Raw genomic sequence first — 21,310 nt, forward strand, 5'->3', positions numbered from 1 at the left:
GAGATAGCCGGAATGAACATCATGCGCCGCATGCTTGCCACCGCCGCCATCGCGGCGCTGGTCCACGCCCTTCCCGCTGCCGCAAGGGCCGCGCCTGCACCGGCGGTGCGCTTCATCAACGGCCATATCTACACCCCGCAAGGCTGGCGCAGCGCAATGGACGTGCGCGGCCAGCGCATTGTGCGGATCGGCACCGCCGGGCAGGCCAAGGCCTGGCCGCGCGCCGGCGTCAAGATTGTCGACCTAAAGGGCCGCACCGTCCTCCCCGGCCTCTACGACATGCACGTCCACCCCGTGCTGCAAGCCAAGGGCGATGAAGGCCGTTGCCGCGTGCCGCAAGACGCCGGGCCGCAGCGGTTGCTCGAACTCGTCGCCGCCTGCGTGAAGGCGGCCAAGCCGGGCGAGTGGGTCAGCGGCGGCCAGTGGCAGGCTTCGCTGATGATCGGCACACCGATCACCGCCGCGACGCTCGATGCCGTATCGCCCGATAATCCGGTCATGCTGTTCGATGTCAGCGGCCACAGCGTCTGGGCTAATTCGCGCGCGTTGGCAGCAGCGGGCATCGGCCCCGGCACGCCCAACCCCGAAGGCGGGATCATCGAGCGCGACGCGGCGGGCAATCCCACCGGCATCCTGCGCGAAACGGCAGGTCGCCTGCTCACCGTCAAAGTCCCGCCGCAGCCGCAGGCCGAAACCGAGCGCCAGCTTTCCGCGCATCTCGCCATGCTCGCCGGTTTCGGCGTGGTCGGCTATGTCGAGGCAATGGCCTACCGCGACGACCTCGAAGTCTACGCGGCGCTGGCAGACAAGGGCGTGCTGAAGCAGCGCGTGCAGGCCTGCATCGCCTATTCGGAATCGGGCCGCCCCAATCCCGCGTTCGATCAGACGCTTGCCGACAGGGCCAAGTTCGCCCGCGCCACCTTCAACGCCAATTGCATCAAGGTCTTCGCCGACGGCGTGCCGACCGAGAGCCACACCGGCGCGATGCTGGCAGACTATCAGGCCGGCCAGCCCAATGCTCCTGCGCGCGGCCTGCTGCTGTTCGATCCGGCAGTGATGGCGAAGAACCTCGCCGCGTGGGACAAGCTCGGCGTCACCGTGCTGTTCCACGCCGCCGGAGACCGCGCGGTGCGTGCCTCGCTCGATGCAATCGAAGCCGCGCGCAAGGCCAATGGCATGGGCGGACCGCAGCATCAGGTCGGCCATTCCACGTTCGTCGATCCCGCTGATCTGCCGCGCTTCAAGGCACTGAACGCTGCCGTCGAATTCTCGCCCTATCTGTGGGATCCGCAGCCGATCAACGACGACATCACTACAGCCGTCGGCAGCCCGCGCATAGACCGCGTCTGGCCGATCAAGGAGGGCTTTGCCTCCGGTGCGCTGGTCGTTGCCGGTTCGGACTGGGCGGTCGTCCCCTCCCCCAATCCGTGGATCGGGATCGAGACCGCCGTCACCCGCCGCAACCCGGGCGGCGGGACGCGCAGCTATGGCCTCACCGAGGCGATCACGCTGCCCCAAGCGATCACCATGTTCACGATCAACGCGGCAAAACGGATGGGGATGGCGGATAAGGCAGGCTCGCTCGAAGCCGGCAAGTACGCCGATTTCCTCGTGCTCGACCGCGATCCCTTCGCGATACCGGTGACGCAGATCCACAGCACCACGGTGCTGGAGACATGGGTCGGCGGACAGCAGATTTTCGCGCGGGCCAAGGAATAACCGCGATGTGGCGGCGCCTCATCAGCTTCGCTCTTCTCGCGGCACTTGCCGCCTGCCAGCAGCGGGGCCCTGATCGGCCGCCCGTCATCGCACGAGCCGACATCGCTGCCGTCGAAGCACAAGCCTCCGAATGGCCAAGCTACGGCGGCCAGCCCTCATCGACCAAGTATTCCGCGCTCGACCAGATCAACACCGCCAACGTCGCCAGCCTGCGACGCGCTTGGGTCTGGCATTCGGGCGAAGTCTCCACCGGGAGCGAGACGGTTGACGCGACCGTCGGCGAAATGACGCCGATCTACGTCAACGCCCGGCTCTACGGCTGCACGCCATATGGCCGTGCCGTCGCGCTCGATCCCGCAACCGGGCGCGAACTCTGGTCATACGACCCGCACAAGCCGCGCACCGGCAACATGTACCACGAGAACTACTGCCGCGGCGTCGCCTATTGGCAGGCGCCGGACGCTGCCACTCGCGCGCAGCCCTGCGGCAAGCGCATCCTCTACGGCGCCCAGAACGCCGTGCTCCATGCGCTCGATGCAGATACCGGGCGCCTTTGCACCGGCTTCGGCCAGAACGGCCGCGTTGATCTCGGCGCGATGGACTACAAGGGCGAAGGCCGGCCCGCCAACACCTCGCCGCCCGCCGTCTGGGGCAATGTCGTCGCGCTCGGCACGGCGGTGCAGGACAACATGTACCGCAATTCGCTCGACGGCATCGTGCGCGCGTTCGATGTCGTCACCGGCAAGCAGCTGTGGTCGTGGAATCCGATCCCGGACGATATTTCAGCGGTCACCGGCGCTGCCAATGCCTGGGCGCCGCTCTCGGTTGATGCCATGCGTGGATGGCTGTTCCTCCCCACCGGTAGCGCGAGTTGGGACACGCTGGGCGTGAACCGGCTTGACCGCATCCCCGATGCCAACGCCGTCGTCGCGCTCGACATGCGCACCGGCCGGAAGGTGTGGTCCTACCAGACCGTCCACCACGACTTGTGGGACTACGACCTCCCCGCCGCCCCCACCCTTGCCACCATCGACCACAATGGCCGCCCCGCTGAAGCCGTGATCCAGGCCACCAAGACCGGCAACATCTTCGTGCTCGACCGCGAAACCGGCAAACCGCTGTTCCCCGTCGCCGAGCGCAAGGTGCCTGCCAGCGATATGCCCGGCGAGCGCGCCTCGCTCACCCAGCCCATGCCGCTACTGCCCCATGCCGTCACCTCGCAGCATCTTGCCGCCGAGGATGCATGGGGCCTGCTCGGCTTCGATACCGCTGCCTGCCGCACGCGGCTCAAGTCCCTGCGCAACGAAGGCCTGTTCACGCCGCCCAGCATCAATGGCTCGCTGCTCCACCCCAGCTTCCTCGGCGGCACCAACTGGGGGGGCCTCGCCTACGATCCGGCGACCGGCCTTGCCGTGGTCAATTCCTCCAACCTCGCCGCCTCGGTCCGGCTTGTGCCCCGCGCAAAGTTCGATCCCAAGCGCGATCTGAGGCCCGGCGTCTCCTACTACGAGATGCAAGGCTCGCCCTATGTCATGCTGCGCGAAGTGCTGATGTCGCCGCTCGGCGTGCCGTGCAATCCGCCGCCGTGGGGCCGCCTCACCGCCATCGACATGAAGACCGGTCAGACGCGCTGGCAGGTGCCCTTTGGCCGCATCACCACGTCCAGCGGGATCACCTCACCCGCCGCATGGGGAGCCCCCAACCAGGGTGGCCCCATCGTCACGCGCGGCGGCCTCATATTCATCGGCGCCAGCCTCGATAGCCGCCTGCGCGCCTATGATATCCAGACCGGGCGCGAGCTGTGGCAGGCCTTCGTCCCCGCGCCCGCCACCGCCACGCCGATGACCTTCCGCCACACCGATGGCCGGCAATATGTCGTCGTCAACACCGGCGGGCACGGCGGCTTCGGCACCCGGCTCAGTGACGCGTTGGTGGCGTTTGCCCTGCGCTGACACTGTCCTCGCCTGCCCGGCGATAGGCTTGCGGGGTCATCCCGAAATGCCGGCCAAACCGGCGAATGAAGCTCGCGCTCTCGGCAAACCCAACCGACAGCGCGATCTCCGCCACGTCGCGCCGGCTCTGCCGCAGCAGCCGCGCCGCCGCCTGCATCCGCCGTTCGTTGACAAGATCGCGCCAGCGCAGCCCTTGCGCGCGCAGCCTCCGGCTCAACGTCGCCGCCGAAACCCCCATGCTCTCGGCCACGTCCTCCAGCTGCGGCGCGCTGTCGAGCGGGCTCGCCTCGAGCGCCCGCACCAGCGCGCCGAGCGACGTGCCGCGCCGTGTCGCTTCCGCCGCTTGCCGCCGCACATGCTCCTCCACGATCGGGTAGAGCTCCGGATCGATCACCGGGCTGGTGCAATCGAGGAAGCGCGCCTCGAAGGTGATCGAATTGGTCTCCTGATCGAAGAACACCGGACAGCGGAAGAATTCGCGGTAGACCCGCTCCTCGCTCTGGCACGAATGCTCGAACCGCACCTCGACCAGCTCGAACTCACCGCCGACATAGTTGCGGCACATGTTGTGCATGATCGCGATCGAGAATTCCGCATCCTGACGCCGCGATTGCAGGGTCTGGTCGGTAATCAGGTACTCGTAGGTAGCAAGGCCCTCGCTGGCGCTGAAGCGGTTGCGGACTGCGTCCTGTATCGTCGCAAGATTGGCCGAAAAGCTGGTGAACGCAGTGCGCAGCGATGGCGCGCTGAGGAACAGGAAGCCGAGCGCGCCCAGACTGTTGAGTGCGCCGAGCCGCCCTGCCTGCAGCCCGAGATAGGGATTGCCGGCTTCCTGCGCGGCGGATTCAAGAACACTCAGAAACTGCTCGAGCGGCATGACCCCGCGCGCGTTATCGAGATCGTCGCGCCTCAGCGAAAAGCGCGCCAGAAGTGGTTCCGGATCGCAGCCCACGAGATCGAGGCAATTGACCACGTGGCGCAACACGAGGACCGAGATCGTCGGCTTCAACATGCCCGCCCCCATTCCATGTGTGTGACCTCCGCATCTGGCTCTGCTTCGGATCATTCCGCGCCGTGCACCGCCGGGACAAGGCCGCCATCCCAGTTTGGCCGGTTTGGCCAAGCCTTCCACCCCCGCCCGCAGGCCTAGTCCTCCCGCTCCCGCCTACCGAAAGTTCGTGCCGCATGATCCGTATCAGAACCGCTCTCCCCGCTAGCGCCGTCCTCGCCAGCGCACTCTTCGCCAGCGGCCCCGCGTTCGCGCAGCCCGGGCCTGTCGATCTGGTTTTCCTGCACGGCACCGTGCTCACCCCTTCCGGCACCGCGCAGGCGCTGGCAGTTTCAGCCGGCACCATCGTCGCCACCGGCACCGATGCCGAGATCGCCGGCATGGCAGGGCCCGCCGCCCGCACGGTTGACCTCGCCGGTCGCACCGTGATGCCCGGCCTCTACGACATGCACGTCCACACATATTTCGCAGGGCGCGACAAGCTTTCCTGCCGCTTTGCTCAAGGCGCGGACGCCAAGGCCATCGTCGCCGCGGTCAAGGCCTGCGCCGCCAAGGCCAAGCCCGGTGAGTGGATCACCGGCGGCAGCTGGGTCGGCGCGGCGTTCAAGCCGGGTGAACAGAACAAGCGACTGCTCGATGCCGTCGCCCCCAACAATCCGGTCATGCTCAACGACGAGAGCCTGCACAGCGTGTGGGTCAATTCCAAGGTGCTGGAAATCGCCGGGATCACCCGCGCCACCAAGGATGTTCCCGGCGGCGTGATCGACCGCGACGCCAAGGGTGAGCCAACCGGCGTGCTGCGCGAAGTGACCGCGCGCGATATCGAACGTTTCATGCCCAAGGCAACGACCGAGCAGCAAGTCACGGCGATCAAGGTCGCGACCGACGAGATGCTTTCCTACGGCATCGTCGGCTTCACCGATGCCGCCGTCCGCCGCGAGATGATCGAAGGCCTTTCCGCCTATGCCAAGTCCGGCGGCCTAAAGCAGTATGCGCGCGGCTGTATTGTCTGGGGCCCCAATTCGGGTGACAGCGAGGCGCTGATCCCGCAGCGGCAGGCGTGGAGCGGGGGCCGGCTCAAGCTCGATTGCGTCAAGATGTTCCTCGATGGCGTGCCGCTGGAGGGCCGCACGGCGGTCATGCTCGCGCCCTACGAACATCGCGGCGGTGCGCATGACGATCAGGGGCCCGGCGGCGGCAAGGGCCTCAAGCTGATCCCCGAGGACACACTCTTCCCCGCAGTCGCCGCGTTCGACCGGCAGGGCATTCAGGTGAAATTCCACGCCGCCGGTGATGGCGCGGTGCGCGAGGCTGTCGAGGCGATTGCCGCCGCGCGCAAGGCCAATGGCGATGCCGGGCCGCACCACGAAATTGGCCACAACACCTTCATCGACGTGGCTGACGTCCCGCGCGGGCACGAACTGCACTTCACGTGGGAGCTTTCGCCCTACATCTGGTGGCCCACTCCGATCACCTCAGTCGATATCGCCAAGGCGGTCGGCGCGGAACGCATGAAGCGCCTTTGGCCGATGAAGGATGTGCTGGAAAGCGGCGCCAATGTCGTGACAGGTTCGGACTGGCCGGTCGTCCCCTCGGTCAATCCGTGGCTGGCGTTCGAAACCCTCGTCACCCGGCAGGTTCCCGGCGCGACCGGAGAGCCGATCAATGAAGGCCAGCGCATCCCGCGCGAGCAGGCTATGGCCGTGTTCACCCGCAATGGCGCCGCCGAAATGGGCCGGCTCGACAAGGGCGGCACGCTGGAACCCGGCAAGCTCGCCGATCTCATCGTGCTTGATCGCAATCCGCTGACGGTGCCGGTCGGCCAGATCCACGATACCAAGGTGCTCGCGACGTACATCGCGGGCGAGCAGGTCTACACCGCGCCCTGATCGCCTTCCGCGAGCGCGTTCGCAGCCGCGTGCGCGCTCGCCCAGGCCCACTGGAAATTGTAGCCGCCCAGCCACCCGGTGACGTCCACCGCCTCGCCAATGGCATAAAGCCCCGGCACCGCCTTGGCCTCCATTGTGCGCGAGGATAGCCCGGCGGTGCTGATTCCGCCCGCGGTCACTTCCGCCTTGGCAAAGCCTTCGCTGCCGCTCGGGGTGAACTCCCAGCGACGCAGCTTCGCTTCGGCAACTCGCAGCAATTTGTCCTGCGTCTGCCCGAGTTCGCCCGCTACGCCGACGCTTTCGGCAAGGCGTCCCGCCAGTCGCTCCGGCAGCGCTGCGCCGAGCACCCGGGCCATCGCCGAACGCGGCCGCTCACGCTTGGCGGCCAGCAGCCAGTCCTGCGGCTGATCGGGCAGGAAATCGATGGAAACGCTTTCCCCCGGCCGCCAATACGACGAGACCTGCAGGATCGCCGGCCCTGAAAGCCCGCGATGGGTAAACAGCGCCGCCTCGCGAAATGCCGCCTTACCCGAGCGCGCAACGACGTCTGCGGAAACACCGGACAGTTCGCGGAAAAGGATATCCTCACCCGAAAGCGTCAGCGGCACCAGCGCAGGGCGCGGCTGCACGACCTTGAGGCCGAACTTGCGCGCCAGTTCATAGGCAAACCCGGTCGCGCCCATCTTGGGGATCGAAGGCCCACCCGTCGCGATCACCAGCGCGGGGGCAACGACCGTTTCCGCACCGAAAGCGACCCGGAACAGCCCGTCGCCATGCTCCACTGCCCCAACCGGCTCGCCGCAGCGCAAGTCGACTTTGCCCGCCCGGCACTCCTCCAGCAGCATCGCCACGATCTGCTTCGCCGAGCCATCGCAGAACAGCTGCCCCAGCGTCTTCTCGTGCCAGGCAATCCCATAGCGCTCGACCAGCGCGATGAAGTCCGCCGGCGTGTAGCGGCTCAGCGCCGAACGCGCGAAATGCGGATTTTCAGAGAGATAGCGATCCGGCGCGGTGTGGAGGTTGGTGAAATTGCACCGCCCTCCTCCGGAAATCAGGATCTTCTTGCCCGGCGCATCGGCGTGATCGAGCAGCGCGACCCGCTTGCCGCGCTGGCCCGCAAGCCCTGCACAGAACAGCCCCGCCGCCCCGGCGCCGAGCACGATAACGTCATGCGTCGGCGCCATGGCTTGGGGATCAGATATGAAGCGCGCGCCCGTAAGCCGCGAGCACAGACTCGTGCATCATTTCCGAAAGCGTCGGGTGCGCGAACACGGTGTGCATGAGTTCGGCCTCGGTCGTCTCGAGCGTCTTGCCCACGACATAGCCCTGGATCAGCTCGGTCACTTCTGCGCCGATCATGTGCGCGCCGAGCAGTTCACCGGTCTCGGCATCGAACACCGTCTTGATGAAGCCCTCGGCCTCACCCAGCGCGATGGCCTTGCCGTTGCCGATGAACGGGAAGTTGCCGACCTTGACGGTGTGGCCCGCTTCCTTGGCCTTGGCTTCGGTCAGGCCCACGCTCGCCACCTGCGGGTGGCAGTAGGTGCAGCCCGGAATGTTGAGCCGGTCCATCGGATGCGGGTGCACTTCGGCGTTGCCCAGCGCCTGCGCGATAGCTTCCGCCGCGATCACACCCTCATGGCTCGCCTTGTGCGCCAGCCACGGACCCGGCGTCACGTCGCCGATAGCCCACACGCCCGGCACATTGGTGCGGCCATAACCGTCGATCGCAATGATCCCGCGCTCGGTGGCGACTCCCAGCGCCTCAAGCCCGATGTTCTCGGTATTGGGCACGATGCCCACGGCCACGATCACATGGCTGAAATCATGCTCGGCCGACGAGCCATCCTTGCCCTTGATCTTCGCCTTCACGCCCGCCGCGCTGGTGGTGATGCTTTCCACACCCGCGCCGGTGAGGATCTTGATCCCCTGCTTGGTAAGCGACTTCTCGAGGAACGCCGAAACATCGGCATCTTCCACCGGAACGATCCGGTCCATCATCTCGACGACCGTAACATCCGCGCCCATGTCATTGTAGAAGCTTGCGAATTCGATACCGATCGCGCCCGATCCGATGACCAGCAGCTTGCTCGGCATCGCAGGCGGCACCATCGCATGGCGGTACGTCCAGATGCGGTCCCCGTCGGCCTTGGCAAACGGCAGATCGCGCGCGCGCGCACCGGTCGCGACGATCACATGCTTGGCCGAGATCGTCTCAGTGCCCTTGTCGCCGGTCACCTCGATCTGGCCGCCGCCCTTGAGCACGCCATTGCCCATGTGCACCGTGATCTTGTTCTTGCGCATCAGGTGCGTCACGCCCTGATTGAGCTGCTTGGCCACTCCGCGCGAACGCTTCACCACCGCGTCGATGTCCGCGCGGATATTGTCCGCCGCCAGACCATAGGCGGCGGCGTGCTTCATCTGGTTGAACACTTCCGCCGAACGCAGCAGCGCCTTCGTCGGGATGCAGCCCCAGTTGAGGCAGATACCGCCGAGCAGTTCGCGCTCGACAATGCCGACCTTGAGCCCGAGCTGCGCCGCGCGGATCGCCGCGACATAGCCGCCGGGGCCCGAGCCGAGAACGATGAGGTCGTATTGATCAGCCACGAAATTGCTCCTTCAAGTCGGCATCTGCTTTAGCCCGCCCGCAGGCAGGCGCCGCTCTCAATATGATCAGGCAACAAGCGCCAGCGGCGCTTCGATCAGCGTCTTGAACGCCTGCATCAGCTGCGCGCCTTCCGCCCCGTCGATGGCGCGGTGGTCGAAGCTGCCCGTGGCGGACATGACGGTGGCAATGCCGAGCGCATCGTCGATCACGTAGGGACGCTTTTCGCCCGCACCGATCGCCATGATCATGCCCTGCGGCGGATTGATCACCGCCTCAAACTGCTTGATCCCGAACATGCCAAGGTTCGAAAGGCTCGCCGTGCCGCCCTGGTACTCGTGCGGCGCCAGCTTGCCCGCCTTCGCCCGCGCGGCAAGGTCGGCCATGTCCTTCTGGATCGTGGAGATCGACTTGACGTCGGCCCCCGTCACGATCGGCGTGATGAGGCCGCCCGGGATCGAGACCGCGACGGCGATATCCGCGCGCGAATAGCGGATCAGGTTGTCGCCCGCGAAGCTCACGTTGGCATCGGGCGCCAGCATCAGCGCCTTGCCCAGCGCCTTGATAAGCAGGTCGTTGACCGAGAGCTTCACGCCCTCACCCGCCAGCGCCGAGTTCAGTTCCGCGCGCAACTTGAGCAGCTTGTCGAGGCTGATATCGACGGTGAGATAGTAATGCGGCACCGTCGCCTTGGCCTCGGTCAGGCGGCGCGCAATGGTCTTGCGCATCGAGGAAAGCTTGACCGCTTCGTGCGGGATATCGGTGCTGAACGGCGCAGGCGCCGCCGCCGGTGCGGGCGCTGCTGCGGGCGCGGGTGCCGCCACCGGCGCAGCCACGGCAGGAGCCGCAACCGCCGCTGCCGGAGCCGCATCGAGGTCCGCCTTGATGATCCGCCCATGCGGGCCGCTGCCGGCCACAGTGCTGAGATCGATGCCCTTCTCGCCCGCGATGCGCTTGGCGAGCGGGCTCGCCACAATGCGATCACCCGCTGGCGCCGCAGGGGCGGCAACAACCGGAGCCGGAACTGCCGCAGGTGCCGCCGCGACAGGAGCCGCAACCGGAGCAGGAGCAGGAGCAGCCGCCGGTGCAGCCGCAGCCGCCGGAACTGCTTCATCATCGTCCTCACCCGCGATCGTCGCGATCACAGTGCCGACCTTCACGCCTTCGGTTCCTTCAGCCACGTCGATGGCCACCACGACGCCTTCATCGACCGCTTCGAATTCCATCGTCGCCTTGTCGGTTTCGATCTCCGCCATGATGTCGCCGGACGAAACCTTGTCGCCCACTTTCACCAGCCACTTGGCCAGCGTGCCTTCCTCCATGGTGGGCGAAAGCGCGGGCATCTTGATCTGGATCGGCATGGTCAGCTCTTTTCCCTATTTGGTTACAAGGGCGTGGTTCAGACTTGTGGCTTGGGTACATATAGCCAAGCCGTTACAAGGCCGTGGCGCTTCCCTTGGCACAAGGGCTGCCATTTCGCCACCCGCGCGAAGCCGGTCAAGTCTCTTGGCGCTTGCCCCGCATACGAATTAGGCCAATACGCATCACTCTGCGAGATAGGGGCAGTCGCGGTACGCGCGAATTTCGCCCCGCCGCAAGGGGGCAGGCATGGTTCACATGGCAAACGAGTCAGAGGGAACGCCCGGCGCCGAGGCACGTGCACGGCAGCGTGTCTATCTGGTCATCATGGACGATACCGAGGAAGCCGCCCGCGCGCTGCGCTTTGCTGCGCGCCGCGCGGTGCGCACCGGCGGCACGGTCCATATCCTCGCCCTCGTTCCCCGGCAGGAATTTGTCGTGTTCGGCAGCATCCAGGCGACCATCGAGGCCGAAGCTCGAGAGCGGGCGGAAGACCTCGCCCGCACTGCCGCCGGAAGCCTTGCCGATGAGTCGGGCCTTCAGCCCGCCGTCGCAGTGCGCACCGGCAGCGGCCCGCAAGTCGTGCGCGAATACCTTGCGGAGCATCCCGAGGTTTCTGCGCTCGTGCTGGGCGCGGCGGCAGAGGGCAACCCCGGCCCGCTCGTTACCCACTTCACCTCGCAGATCGGCCAGCTGCCCTGCGTGCTGATGATCGTGCCGGGCGGCATCGACGAACGCGGGATCGATTCGTTCAGCTAACCCCACCCGCTCACCCTGAGCTTGTCGAAGAGTGCTGGCGCAACCGTCGTGCGTGATGCTTCGACAAGCTCAGCATGAGCGGCTTCGGGTATTACCGCTTGCGCCCCTGATGCCGGATATTGCGCGGACGCCCGCGCGGACCCTGCACATAGCCGCCCGCCTTCTTCGGCGCTCTTTCAAACGGCCGCCCACCGCGCGGCTCGATCCGCCCCGCGCCCTCGGGCATTTCGACCGGTTCAAACTTCAGCGCGCCCGTCAGCGGATTGGCTTCGGCAAGACGCAGCTTGAGGATCATCCCCATCGCGAATTCCTCGCCGGTCTCCTCGCCGAACAGCACCTGCCGCTTCTCATCATAGCCGAACCGTTCGGCCCCCAGCGTCGAGATCGGCACCAGCCCATCGCCGCCCAGCCCGATGATCGTCGCGAACAGGCCAAACTTTTGCACACCTGTCACGCGCGTATCGAACACCTCGCCCACGCGCCCAGCCAGCCACGCGGCAACATAGCGGTCGATTGTCTCGCGCTCAGCTTCCATCGCGCGTCGCTCGGCCTTGGAAATGGCATCGCTGATCCGCGCCAGATCGCTACGGTCGCGGTCCGACAAGCCTGACGTCCCCGGAATGTTTTTCCCTTCGGGCCGCGGCTGTTCCAGATGGTACGCATCGACCAGCGCGCGGTGAACCAGCAGGTCCGAATAACGCCGGATCGGCGAAGTGAAGTGCGCATAACTGCCCAGCGCCAGCCCGAAGTGCCCGGCATTGCGCGGCCCGTAATAGGCCTGCGTCTGGCTGCGCAGCACGGCTTCCATAACGAGCGCCTTCTCGGCCTCGTCCGTCACGTCCTTGAGCATGCGGTTGAACAGCCCCGGCGTGATCACCTGCCCCAGCGCCAGCTTGCGCCCGAATGTGGCGAGATAGTCCTTCAGCGCCACCAGTTTCTCGCGGCTCGGCGGCTCGTGGATGCGGTAGACGACCGGCGCGACCTTAGCCTCCAGCGCTTTCGCAGCCGCCACGTTCGCCGCGATCATGAAGTCCTCGACCACGCGGTGTGCATCGAGCCGTTCCCGGATGGCGATCTCGGCGATCTTGCCCTTCTCGTCGAGCACGACCCGCCGCTCAGGCAGCTCCAGCTCCAGCGGATCGCGCTGCCCACGCGCCTTTTCCAGCAGCCGCCACGCCGCCCACAGGTTCTGGAGATGCGGCGCGGCCTCGCGCGCGTCGATCCGCCGCTGCGCTTCCTCATAAGCGATCACTTCGGCGATCCGAACCAGCGCCCGCGTGAAGCGCCAGCCAGTGATCCGCCCCTCGGCGTCGATCGTCAGGTGGCAGGCCATCGCCGCCCGGTCCGCCCCCACTTTCAGCGAACAGACGTCCGAGCTCAGCACATGCGGCAGCATCGGCACCACGCGGTCGGGGAAATAGACCGAATTGCCGCGCTTCCTCGCCTCGCGGTCAACCGCGCCGCCGGGCCGCACATAGAAGCTTACATCCGCAATCGCGACGACGGCGCGGAAGCCGCCTTCGCCATCGGGCTCGGCCCAGATCGCATCGTCATGGTCGCGCGCATCGGCGGGATCGATCGCGACGATCGGCAGATGCCGCAAATCCTCGCGCTGATCCTCGGACAAGGCCATTTGCGCTGCCAGCGCTGCCTCATCCTGCGCTTCCTGCGGGAATACGAACGGAATGCCATGCTTGTGGATAGCAATCAGGCTGAACGCGCGCGGCGCCAGCGGATCGCCCAGAACTTCAGTCACCTTCAGCCCTGCGCGCGGGCTCTTGCTCACCGGCTCGCCCAGCACGAGCTGCCCTTCCGCTGCTCCGCCCAGATCCGCGATGGCCACAGCATTGCGCACGCGCTTGTCCACGGGCGCAAGCCAAGGCTTTCCCGCCCCATCGAACTCGACAACGCCCAGAACCTGCTCGGTCCGCGTCGGCAGCTTCTTCATCACATGGGCGATGAGGCCGCGCCCCGCTTCCTCGGTCCGCGCCAGCACCCGGTCGCCAACCTTGAGCGCAGCCTGCGCGCGGCCCTTTCCGCGCGGCTCCAGAATGCGGATGCGCGGTGGCGGCGCGCCATCATCGGGCTGCCAGCTATCGGGGATCGCCAGCGGCTGCCCATCCTCGATCTCCAGTACGCGCAGCACCGTCACGCGCGGCACCCCGCCGAGCCGGTGAAACGCGCTGCGGTTGCCGTCGATCAGGCCTTCCTCGGCCATATCCTTGAGCAGCGCCTTCAAGGCGATCTTCTCGGTGCCCTTGAGGCCGAACGCCTTCGATATCTCGCGTTTGCCCGCCGGTTCCTCGCTCGCGGTGATGAAATCGAGCACCTGCTGGCGCGTGGGAAGACCGTCCGGCCCGTTCGGTGTCTGCTTGCGAATTGCCATCACAGACCTCTGAGCGTTGCCGGCCGCAATAGCAAGGTCGGCCCGTGGGTCAGGGCTTGGGCGCCTCAGGCAGATAGGCACCCGGCGGCACCGCCGAGGCCACCGGGCTCTCCGAACCGTCTGCCGCCACCGAACTCACGCCAAAGAACCAATCGTCACCGCGCACGCCCTCAAGCCGCAGATGGGTCTGGTCCGTTTCGGCCACCGGCTTTGCCTCCCAGCCCGGCGCATCGGTCCGCCGCTGCCACACGCGATAGCGCGCCGCGCCCGGGGCTGCGGTCCAGTCGACATCAGTGAATGTCTGCACCGCCGCCGTCACCTTTGCCACCGGCGGCATCGGCGCGGCAGCCATGGCCGCCAGTGCCCGCACATTCAGCTTCGTCACCTTGGCGAGGTACGCAAAATCCATCGCCTCGGGCAGATCGCCAAACGGCCGTCCGCTTTCGCTCCGCACATTCTGGTGCTGCCGCTCATAATTCTCGACCGCCACGGTAAAGCGGACCGCCGGATAGCCCAGCGCCTGAAACGGCAGATGATCCCCGCCGCGCCCCATGCGATCCGCGCGCCAGACCTGCCGCACGGCAAGGCCATCATCGCCCAGCCCTGCCAGCCATCGCGAAAGATTGCGCGAAGGGCTGTCGTTCTCGCCGCCGATGGACCGCAAGGCATCGCGCGCCCGCTCGCTCGCATCGTCGCGCGGCCCTTCGGAGAACACGCGCACATGTGCATCGTCGACCAGTCCGTCCGATCCGCGCGAATTGCCGACGATATCGTTGTTGAGCACGGCCTTCACCGTCCACCCCTGCGCCTTCGCATAGTCGGCCAGCAGCTTGCCGCCGTAGAGCCCCTGCTCCTCGCCCGAGAGCACGGCATAGACGATCGTCCCGGCAAACTTCTGCTTCGAAAGCACCCGCGCCGCTTCCAGCACGAGCGCCGTGCCGGAGCCATCGTCGTTCGCCCCCGGCGCAACACCCACAGCGTCCATGGCATCGGAATTGCGGCTGTCGATGTGCCCCTGCACGATCACGACTTCATTGGGCCGCACAGTCCCGCGCTGGATTGCCACGACATCTACAAGCCGCGTTACCACCGGCACGCGCTCGCCCTGCACGGTGGTTTCTGGCAGCACCACGTCAAGGCAGCCGCCGCACGCCGCGCCGGTCTTGCGGAACTCGGCTTCCGCCCACTTGCGCGCTGCGCCGATCCCGCGCTTGGGATCATCCTGCGAAGACAGCGTGTGGCGCGTGCCAAACGCCACAAGGCGCGCAACATCGGCTTCAAGGCGGGCCTGCGTGACGCCGTCGTCCGACGCGGCAAAGGCTACGGTTGGCAAGGCAAGGGCGAGCAGCGGGAGCGCTAGAATCGTCTTCATGCGCAAACCCTTACCCCAACTTCGAATGAAGTCGAGGCACCCGCCCCAAGGTTCAGTACGCCCGCGCCACCAGAATGCGCTCGACCGCCGGTTCGCCGGTGAAAGGGCACAGCCCTTCCGCCGGCGCCGCATCCATCGGCGTGTTGCGGATCGTCAGCTTGAGCGCCTTCAACTGCTCCACCACCTTGTCGAGCGCGGCGCCCGTCGGCCGCGACCAGCACAGCTCGACCCAGCCCGGAAATGCCTTGTCCTCGGCAAAGTAAGCCGCAAGGCCATCGAGATCGCTGATCCCACGCTCGATCTGCGCATCGCGCCGCTCGCGGGCTTCTTCATGCAGCGCGGTCTGGATCGCTTCCAGCTCAGCCGCTGCGCTGGCGACGAAATCGTCCTGCGCCATACCGACGAAATTGGCCTTGCCATCCTCGCGCCACAGCTTGTCGCGGCGCAACACGGAAACCTGGCCGCCCTCGGCATCGCGCCCGCCGATCTCGAGGATCAGCGGCACGCCCTTCTTCACCCAGCCCCAGCGCTTGGCGGTTGCCTTGCCCGGACGCTTGTCGAGCAGCACGCGCACCTTCTCGTCGAACACCGAAAGCTTGGCCAGCTTCGCGCGCAGTTGCGCGCAGTATTCGAGCAGCGCGGCATCGCCATCATTGTCGCGCAGCATCGGCAGGATCACGATCTGCTGCGGCGCGATCTGCGGCGGCGTGCGCAGGCCGTCGTCATCGCCATGCGTCATGATGACACCACCGATCATGCGAGTGGAAACGCCCCAGCTCGTCGTATGGCACAGCGTCTGCTGGCCTTCCTTGTCCTGATAGCGGATCCCAGCGGCTTCCGAGAACGTCGTGCCAAGATAGTGCGAAGTGCCGGCCTGCAGCGCCTTGCCGTCCTGCATCATCGCCTCGATCGAGAATGTCTCGACCGCACCGGGGAAACGCTCGTTCTCGGGCTTGGGCCCCGCAACGACCGGCATTGCCAGCACGTCTTCGGCAAAGCTGCGGTACATTTCCAGCGCGCGCAGCGTCTCGACCATTGCGTCGGCCTCGTCGGCGTGGGCCGTGTGGCCTTCCTGCCAGAGGAACTCACTCGTGCGCAGGAACATGCGCGTGCGCATCTCCCAGCGCACCACGTTGGCCCACTGGTTGGTGAGCAGCGGCAGATCGCGCCACGACTGGATCCAGCGCGCCATGGCCGCGCCGATCACCGTTTCGGACGTCGGCCGCACGATCAGAGGCTCTTCAAGCTTCGCCTCGGGATCAGGCACCAGCCCGCCCTTGCCATCGCCGATCAGACGGTGATGCGTGACGACCGCCATTTCCTTGGCAAAGCCCTCGACGTGCTCGGCCTCACGCGTGAAGTACGAAAGCGGGATGAACAGCGGGAAATAGCAGTTTTCGACGCCCGCTTCCTTGATGCGTTCGTCCATCAGCTTCTGGATGCGTTCCCAGATGCCATAGCCCCACGGCTTGATGACCATGCAGCCGCGCACGCCCGATTCCTCGGCGAGTTCGGCCTCGGCGATCACCGCCTGATACCACTGGGCGAAATCCTCCTGCCGCGTAATGGGCAGGGCGTGCTTGATCGTTGCGTTCTTGGTCATGCGGCGCGGTTAGAGCGATTTCGAGCGAAATGGAACATTTCGCGGCTCGGAAATCGCGATTAACTGAGAAATCCGGCAAAGGTTCTTCGGGCAATCCTCGTCAGAGCGATTGCCCGAACCTTGCTCAGCCCGCGAGCTGATCCAGCTTTTTCTGCATGTCCGCCATCTGCTTGCGCAGCACGGCAAGCTCGTCGTCGGCCGGCGCGGAGGCGGCCTTTTCGGCCTCGGCCGCCTGCACGGCACCGGGGACGAAAGCAGCGGTCGCCGCCTTGAACAGCTCCATGTTGCGCTGCGCGATCTGCGCCAGCGGGTTCGCGCCGATGCTGTCCTCGATCGCCTTGCGCAGCTTCGCCTGGTTCTCGCGGAAGTGCTCCATCGAGGCTTCCAGATAGCCCGGAAGAAGCGCCTGCATCGAATTTCCGTACATCGAGATCAACTGGCGAAGGAAGTTCGTCGGCAGCATTTGCTCGCCGCTCGCCTCTTCTTCCATGATGATCTGGGTAAGGATCGTGTGCGTCAAGTCGGCGCCTGTCTTGGCGTCCAAAACCTTGAATTCGATGTTTTCCTTCACCATCTGCGCGAGATGATCGAGCGTGATGTAGCTAGACGTCCGCGTGTTATAGAGCCGCCGGTTGGCGTACTTCTTGATGATGACGGTATCGCCGTCCTTCGCTGCGTTTGCCATTTTTTTGTGCGCCCTGCTGGGTTTATGCGAATGCTTTTAGCAGATGCGGTATGTGCAGCGCAATAAATCTTGGACGAATAACAACAATTCATCCAGCGCGGTCGTATCTCCTGCCGAGCAGCGTGAGCAGTTCGTACTGCGACAATCCGCTCGCCGCCGAAGCCTCCGGCAGCGCGTAATCGAGCCCCAACCAATCGCCTTCCCCGCAGTTTTCTGCGGCTGAAAGGTCGATAATCGTCATGTCCATGGAAACGCGCCCCAACACCGGAAGTTGCTGGCCCTGCCACAGCACCTGCCCGCGGTCCGACCAGCAGCGCAGGTAACCATCAGCGTAACCCACAGAAATAACGCCGACGCGCATCGCAGCAGGAGCGGTAAAGGTCGCGTTGTAGCCGACCGAGTCGCCGCGCGCGAGTTCGCGCACCTGGATCACCGCAGCCTCGGGATATGCGACCTGCGTGATCCGCTCGGCGAGCTCGCCGCGCGGCACGCCGCCATAGAGCGCAAGGCCGGGACGAGTCAGATCGAAGTGGTAATCGCTGCCAAGCGCGATTCCGGCGCTGTTGCACAGGCTGAAGCGCTGCGCATGTACTGCAACCCTGACCTCGCGAAAACGCGCAAGCTGCGCGGCATTCTGCGCACAATCCTCATCAGCGCTGGCGAGATGGCTGAGGCACGTCTCGATCTCCAGCATACCGACTTCCGGCGCGCCAATCTCCGCCAGCGGCAGGCCGAGCCGGCTCATCCCGGTATCGATCATGAGGTCGCAGGCGCCGCCCCCCATTGCCAGCCACCGCCGCACTTGCGGCAGCGAATTGAGCACCGGGCGCACCCCGAGTGCACGCGCATAAGCGGCCTCTGCATCGGTCATCGGTCCGTGAAGCACCGAGACCTGCCCGGCAGGAACATGCCGCACGGCCCCGGCCGCTTCCTGCCAGTGCGCCACGAACCAGTCCCGGCACCCCGCCGCCGCCAGCACCGGCACGGCGGCATCGACGCCGAGCCCGTAGCAATCCGCCTTGATCGCCGCCCCCGCCCGCGCCGCGCCCGAGAGCGCATCAAGCGCAGTCCAGTTCGCCGCGAGCGCCGCGCGATCAACGCGCAGCCGCAGCGCGGCTGGGGGAAGCGGCGCAGCTTCAGTCATCGCCGTGGGCAAAGTCCTTCGGCGGTCCGCCCTTGAGGCCCCAGAGCGAGACCACGAAGGCCACGGCAACCACGACCCACGTGTACCACAGTCCGGCATAGGGATCGCCGGTCTTTGCGACGATCAGCGCCGAGATCAGCGGCAGGAACCCGCCGAGATAGCCGGTGCCGATATGATAGGGGATCGACATCGAGCTGTAGCGGATCCGCGCCGGGAACATCTCCGAAAGCACGGCAGCCACCGGCCCATAGGTTGCACCGGTCAGCGCCATCAGCACAACGAGGCCGAACACAATGATCGCAGAGCGGCCAAAGTCCGGTTTGACCTTGGCAAAATCATACCCGGCGCTGGTCAGCGTGGCCTGCAGCACCTTGCCGCGCGCCGCACTCTTTTCGGCCCAGGGGTAATCGCCGAGCGAGGCCGCATCGCTACCGATGGTCATCGCCAGCGCGGGCCCCTCGTGCAGCGAATAGCGCACGCCCGAGGCGGAGAGGTCGGCGAGCAACTTGCCGCAATTCGTCGCCTGCTCGGCGGCAAACGGATTGTACCCGCAATCGGGGCCGCTCACGACAACCGGTTCGCGCCGCGCCATTTCGGCAAGCCCGGGATTGGCGGCATTGCCGATCATCCAGAAGATCGGGAACACCAGCACCAGCATCGCGACATAGCCCAGCACGATCGGCAGCTTGCGCCCCACCTTGTCGGAGATATGGCCGAATACCACGCTGAACGGCATGCCGAGCACGCAGGCGAGGCCCACGAGCAGTTCGGCCGTCATGTCATCCACCCGCATTGGTCCCTTGAGGAACGACAGCCCGGTGAACATCGAGGTGTAGAAGATCACCGTCAGGCCCGCCGCCACGCCGAACAGCGCGATGAACAGCCGCTTGCCGTTGCCCGGGTAAGTCAGGCTCTCGACGAAGGGATTGCCGGCGATCTCGCCGCTTTCCTTCATCGCCTTGAACACCGGGCTTTCCGACAGCTTGAGCCGCATCCACAGCGAAACGGCGAGCAGCAACAAGCTCAGCAGGAACGGCACGCGCCAGCCCCATGCCTCCCACACGTCCTTGCTCATCGCCCCCTTGCACAGCAGGACCACGGCAAGGCTCAGCACGAAGCCGCCCACCACGCTCGACTGGATGAAGCTGGTGAAGAACCCGCGCCGCGCTGGCGCCGCGTGTTCCGACACATAGACCGCCGCGCCGCCATACTCCCCGCCCAGCGCAAGGCCCTGCAGCACGCGCAGCAGGATGACGAGCGCGGGCGCGGCATAGCCGATCTGCGACGCAGGCGGGATCAGGCCGACGCCCGCCGTCGCGATGCCCATCAGCGTAACGGTAACAAGGAAGGTATACTTGCGCCCGAGCCGGTCGCCGAGATAGCCGAACAGGACGGCGCCAAGCGGCCGGAACCCGAAGCCCACCGCGAAGACCAGCCAGAACAGCAGCATCTCCAGCGTGGCATTGCCGGTCGGGAAAAAGGCCTTGGAAAGGATCGCGCCAAGCGTGCCGTAGATGAAGAAATCGTACCATTCGAACACGGTGCCGACCGAAGATGCCGCCACCACAAGGCGGATTTCCGCCGCAGTTGGTTCGGGTGCGCCATTCACCTCATGCATGCCCAGATTTTTCCCATCCCCTGGCCGGCGGGCTTTGATCCGTCCGGCACATTCCCTCGAGACGGCGGCTGTAGCGAAGCAAAGTGCGCCGGGAAAGTGCATGGAGACAAAGAAATACGCCCCCTATCATCATTCCGAGGACAAGGCGCGGATCACCCCATCGCGGCGAGCGCCGCATCCCATGCCAGCATGATCGCATCATGCCGCGCCGGATAGCCGAGCGCCGGCTCGACCAGGGCGATCCCCGGCCATTCCGGCATTGCGCCCTCGCCCGCCAACCACTCGGCCAGCGCGGTGCGGGCTGCCGCGACCTTGCTGCGCGTCTGACCTTTCGCTGCATTGGCAAATGCATAGGCCGCCGCTTGCCCGATCGCGCAGGCATGGGCGCGCAGGCCCAGCGCGTCGATACGTCCCTCGCCATCGAGGGACAGCCCCAGCGACAGCGTGCTGCCACAGCGCCGCGAACGCGCATCTCCCTTCAGCGGCAGGCCATCATCCCACGCAAAGTTCGCGAGCGCGGTCGCCGCACCAAGGATTTCCGGGGTGTAGAGCGTGCGAGCCGGGCGCACCGTTTGCGCCGTCATTCGCCGTTCGCCGCCTTGCTGATCCGGCGCTGGAGTTCCCGGCGCGCTGCCTTCTTCGCAGCATCGCGGGTCGCTTTCTCCAGCGCGTTGTCCTTGTCCGCCTCGGCTTGCTTTGCAGCCTTGGCGGCTTCATCACGGCGCTGGTCGAGCACGGTCATCAGTTCCTCGCTCGCCGCATTGAGGAACGGATAGGTCCGCGCGGCGGAAATCCACGTCGGGCGCCCATCGACGCCCCACACGATGTCATAGCCAAACACCAGCAGCGAGAAGCCGAGGACCATGATGACAAAGCCCTTGATCGCGCCAAACCCGAAGCCAAGCACGCGGTCGATCGGCCCCAGCACTGAATTGCGGCTTGCGCTCCCGACCGAGGCGGCAATCATCTTGGCGGTGAAATAGGGCACAATGGTCAGGATGCCGAAGGCCAGCACCCCGGCGCCGGTCTCGTTCTTGAGATGCGGCGTCAGCCACAGCGTCAGCGGCTCGTGACCGTAGCGCACGGCAAACAGCCCGACGCACCACGCCAGTAGCGAGAGCACTTCCTCGACAAAGCCGCGAAAGAACCCGCCGATCGCGCAAACCGCAACGATCAGGAAAACAACATAATCGAAGCCGGTCATAGGCGC

The 21,310-nt window shown here is 66.0% G+C and carries 16 protein-coding genes; 4 read left to right on the forward strand and 12 right to left on the reverse strand.

Annotation, left to right across the window (positions count from 1 at the left end; all coding sequences use genetic code 11):
• Positions 1 to 12 precede the first annotated feature (12 nt).
• Both NSE01_RS01335 and NSE01_RS01340 read left to right on the forward strand, forming a co-directional pair.
• On the forward strand, positions 13 to 1,719 hold the full coding sequence (locus NSE01_RS01335; protein ID WP_246134975.1) for an amidohydrolase: 1,707 nt from the start codon (positions 13 to 15) through the stop codon (positions 1,717 to 1,719).
• A 5-nt stretch (positions 1,720 to 1,724) separates the two neighbouring features.
• Positions 1,725 to 3,671: a pyrroloquinoline quinone-dependent dehydrogenase gene (locus tag NSE01_RS01340; protein WP_170233712.1), complete on the forward strand. Its 1,947-nt coding sequence runs from the start codon at positions 1,725 to 1,727 to the stop codon at positions 3,669 to 3,671.
• Here NSE01_RS01340 and NSE01_RS01345 read toward each other — a convergent pair.
• Positions 3,637 to 4,683: an AraC family transcriptional regulator gene (locus NSE01_RS01345; RefSeq protein ID WP_170233714.1), complete on the reverse strand. Its 1,047-nt coding sequence runs from the start codon at positions 4,681 to 4,683 to the stop codon at positions 3,637 to 3,639. The genes NSE01_RS01340 and NSE01_RS01345 overlap by 35 nt on opposite strands.
• 173 nt (positions 4,684 to 4,856) lie before the next feature.
• Between NSE01_RS01345 and NSE01_RS01350 the strand changes: the two genes are divergently transcribed.
• Positions 4,857 to 6,569 carry an amidohydrolase gene (locus NSE01_RS01350; RefSeq protein WP_147157830.1) on the forward strand — a complete coding sequence of 571 codons (1,713 nt, stop codon included), beginning with the start codon at positions 4,857 to 4,859 and terminating at the stop codon, positions 6,567 to 6,569.
• Here the strand turns inward: NSE01_RS01350 and NSE01_RS01355 are convergent.
• From NSE01_RS01355 to NSE01_RS01365, 3 genes are all read right to left on the reverse strand, one after another.
• Entirely contained in the window at positions 6,554 to 7,753 is a 1,200-nt protein-coding gene (locus tag NSE01_RS01355; RefSeq protein ID WP_147157831.1) for a BaiN/RdsA family NAD(P)/FAD-dependent oxidoreductase, read from the reverse strand. The genes NSE01_RS01350 and NSE01_RS01355 overlap by 16 nt on opposite strands.
• Before the next feature lie 10 nt (positions 7,754 to 7,763).
• On the reverse strand, positions 7,764 to 9,176 hold the full coding sequence (gene lpdA, locus NSE01_RS01360; protein WP_147157832.1) for a dihydrolipoyl dehydrogenase: 1,413 nt from the start codon (positions 9,174 to 9,176) through the stop codon (positions 7,764 to 7,766).
• Positions 9,177 to 9,242: 66 nt separating this feature from the next.
• Positions 9,243 to 10,535 (reverse strand): pyruvate dehydrogenase complex dihydrolipoamide acetyltransferase, encoded by a 1,293-nt coding sequence (locus NSE01_RS01365; RefSeq protein WP_147157833.1) that lies wholly within the window; start codon positions 10,533 to 10,535, stop codon positions 9,243 to 9,245.
• A gap of 256 nt (positions 10,536 to 10,791) precedes the next feature.
• Here NSE01_RS01365 and NSE01_RS01370 point away from each other — a divergent pair, with 256 nt between their 5' ends.
• Positions 10,792 to 11,292 carry a universal stress protein gene (locus tag NSE01_RS01370; protein ID WP_147157834.1) on the forward strand — a complete coding sequence of 167 codons (501 nt, stop codon included), beginning with the start codon at positions 10,792 to 10,794 and terminating at the stop codon, positions 11,290 to 11,292.
• A gap of 91 nt (positions 11,293 to 11,383) precedes the next feature.
• Here the strand turns inward: NSE01_RS01370 and NSE01_RS01375 are convergent, their stop codons facing one another.
• The 8 genes from NSE01_RS01375 to NSE01_RS01410 form a co-directional block, all read right to left on the reverse strand.
• The gene (locus NSE01_RS01375) at positions 11,384 to 13,678 is read right to left on the reverse strand and encodes a ribonuclease R family protein (protein ID WP_147157835.1); all 2,295 of its coding nucleotides are present in this window, start codon (positions 13,676 to 13,678) and stop codon (positions 11,384 to 11,386) included.
• Positions 13,679 to 13,727: 49 nt separating this feature from the next.
• Positions 13,728 to 15,050 carry a M28 family peptidase gene (locus tag NSE01_RS01380; RefSeq protein WP_147157836.1) on the reverse strand — a complete coding sequence of 441 codons (1,323 nt, stop codon included), beginning with the start codon at positions 15,048 to 15,050 and terminating at the stop codon, positions 13,728 to 13,730.
• A gap of 52 nt (positions 15,051 to 15,102) precedes the next feature.
• Positions 15,103 to 16,653: a proline--tRNA ligase gene (gene proS, locus NSE01_RS01385; RefSeq protein WP_147157837.1), complete on the reverse strand. Its 1,551-nt coding sequence runs from the start codon at positions 16,651 to 16,653 to the stop codon at positions 15,103 to 15,105.
• A gap of 124 nt (positions 16,654 to 16,777) precedes the next feature.
• The gene (gene phaR, locus NSE01_RS01390) at positions 16,778 to 17,338 is read right to left on the reverse strand and encodes a polyhydroxyalkanoate synthesis repressor PhaR (RefSeq protein WP_147157838.1); all 561 of its coding nucleotides are present in this window, start codon (positions 17,336 to 17,338) and stop codon (positions 16,778 to 16,780) included.
• A gap of 88 nt (positions 17,339 to 17,426) precedes the next feature.
• Positions 17,427 to 18,482: an alanine racemase gene (alr, locus tag NSE01_RS01395; RefSeq protein ID WP_147157839.1), complete on the reverse strand. Its 1,056-nt coding sequence runs from the start codon at positions 18,480 to 18,482 to the stop codon at positions 17,427 to 17,429.
• Positions 18,475 to 20,100: an MFS transporter gene (locus NSE01_RS01400; protein ID WP_147157840.1), complete on the reverse strand. Its 1,626-nt coding sequence runs from the start codon at positions 20,098 to 20,100 to the stop codon at positions 18,475 to 18,477. Before NSE01_RS01400 ends, alr begins: the two co-directional genes overlap by 8 nt.
• Positions 20,101 to 20,252: 152 nt before the next feature.
• Positions 20,253 to 20,684 (reverse strand): iron-sulfur cluster assembly scaffold protein, encoded by a 432-nt coding sequence (locus NSE01_RS01405; protein ID WP_174811978.1) that lies wholly within the window; start codon positions 20,682 to 20,684, stop codon positions 20,253 to 20,255.
• Entirely contained in the window at positions 20,681 to 21,304 is a 624-nt protein-coding gene (locus NSE01_RS01410; protein ID WP_147157841.1) for a CvpA family protein, read from the reverse strand. Before NSE01_RS01410 ends, NSE01_RS01405 begins: the two co-directional genes overlap by 4 nt.
• Between the last annotated feature and the right edge of the window lie 6 nt (positions 21,305 to 21,310).

Source organism: Novosphingobium sediminis (genome assembly GCF_007991615.1).
GTDB classification, from domain to species: Bacteria; Pseudomonadota; Alphaproteobacteria; order Sphingomonadales; family Sphingomonadaceae; genus Novosphingobium; species Novosphingobium sediminis.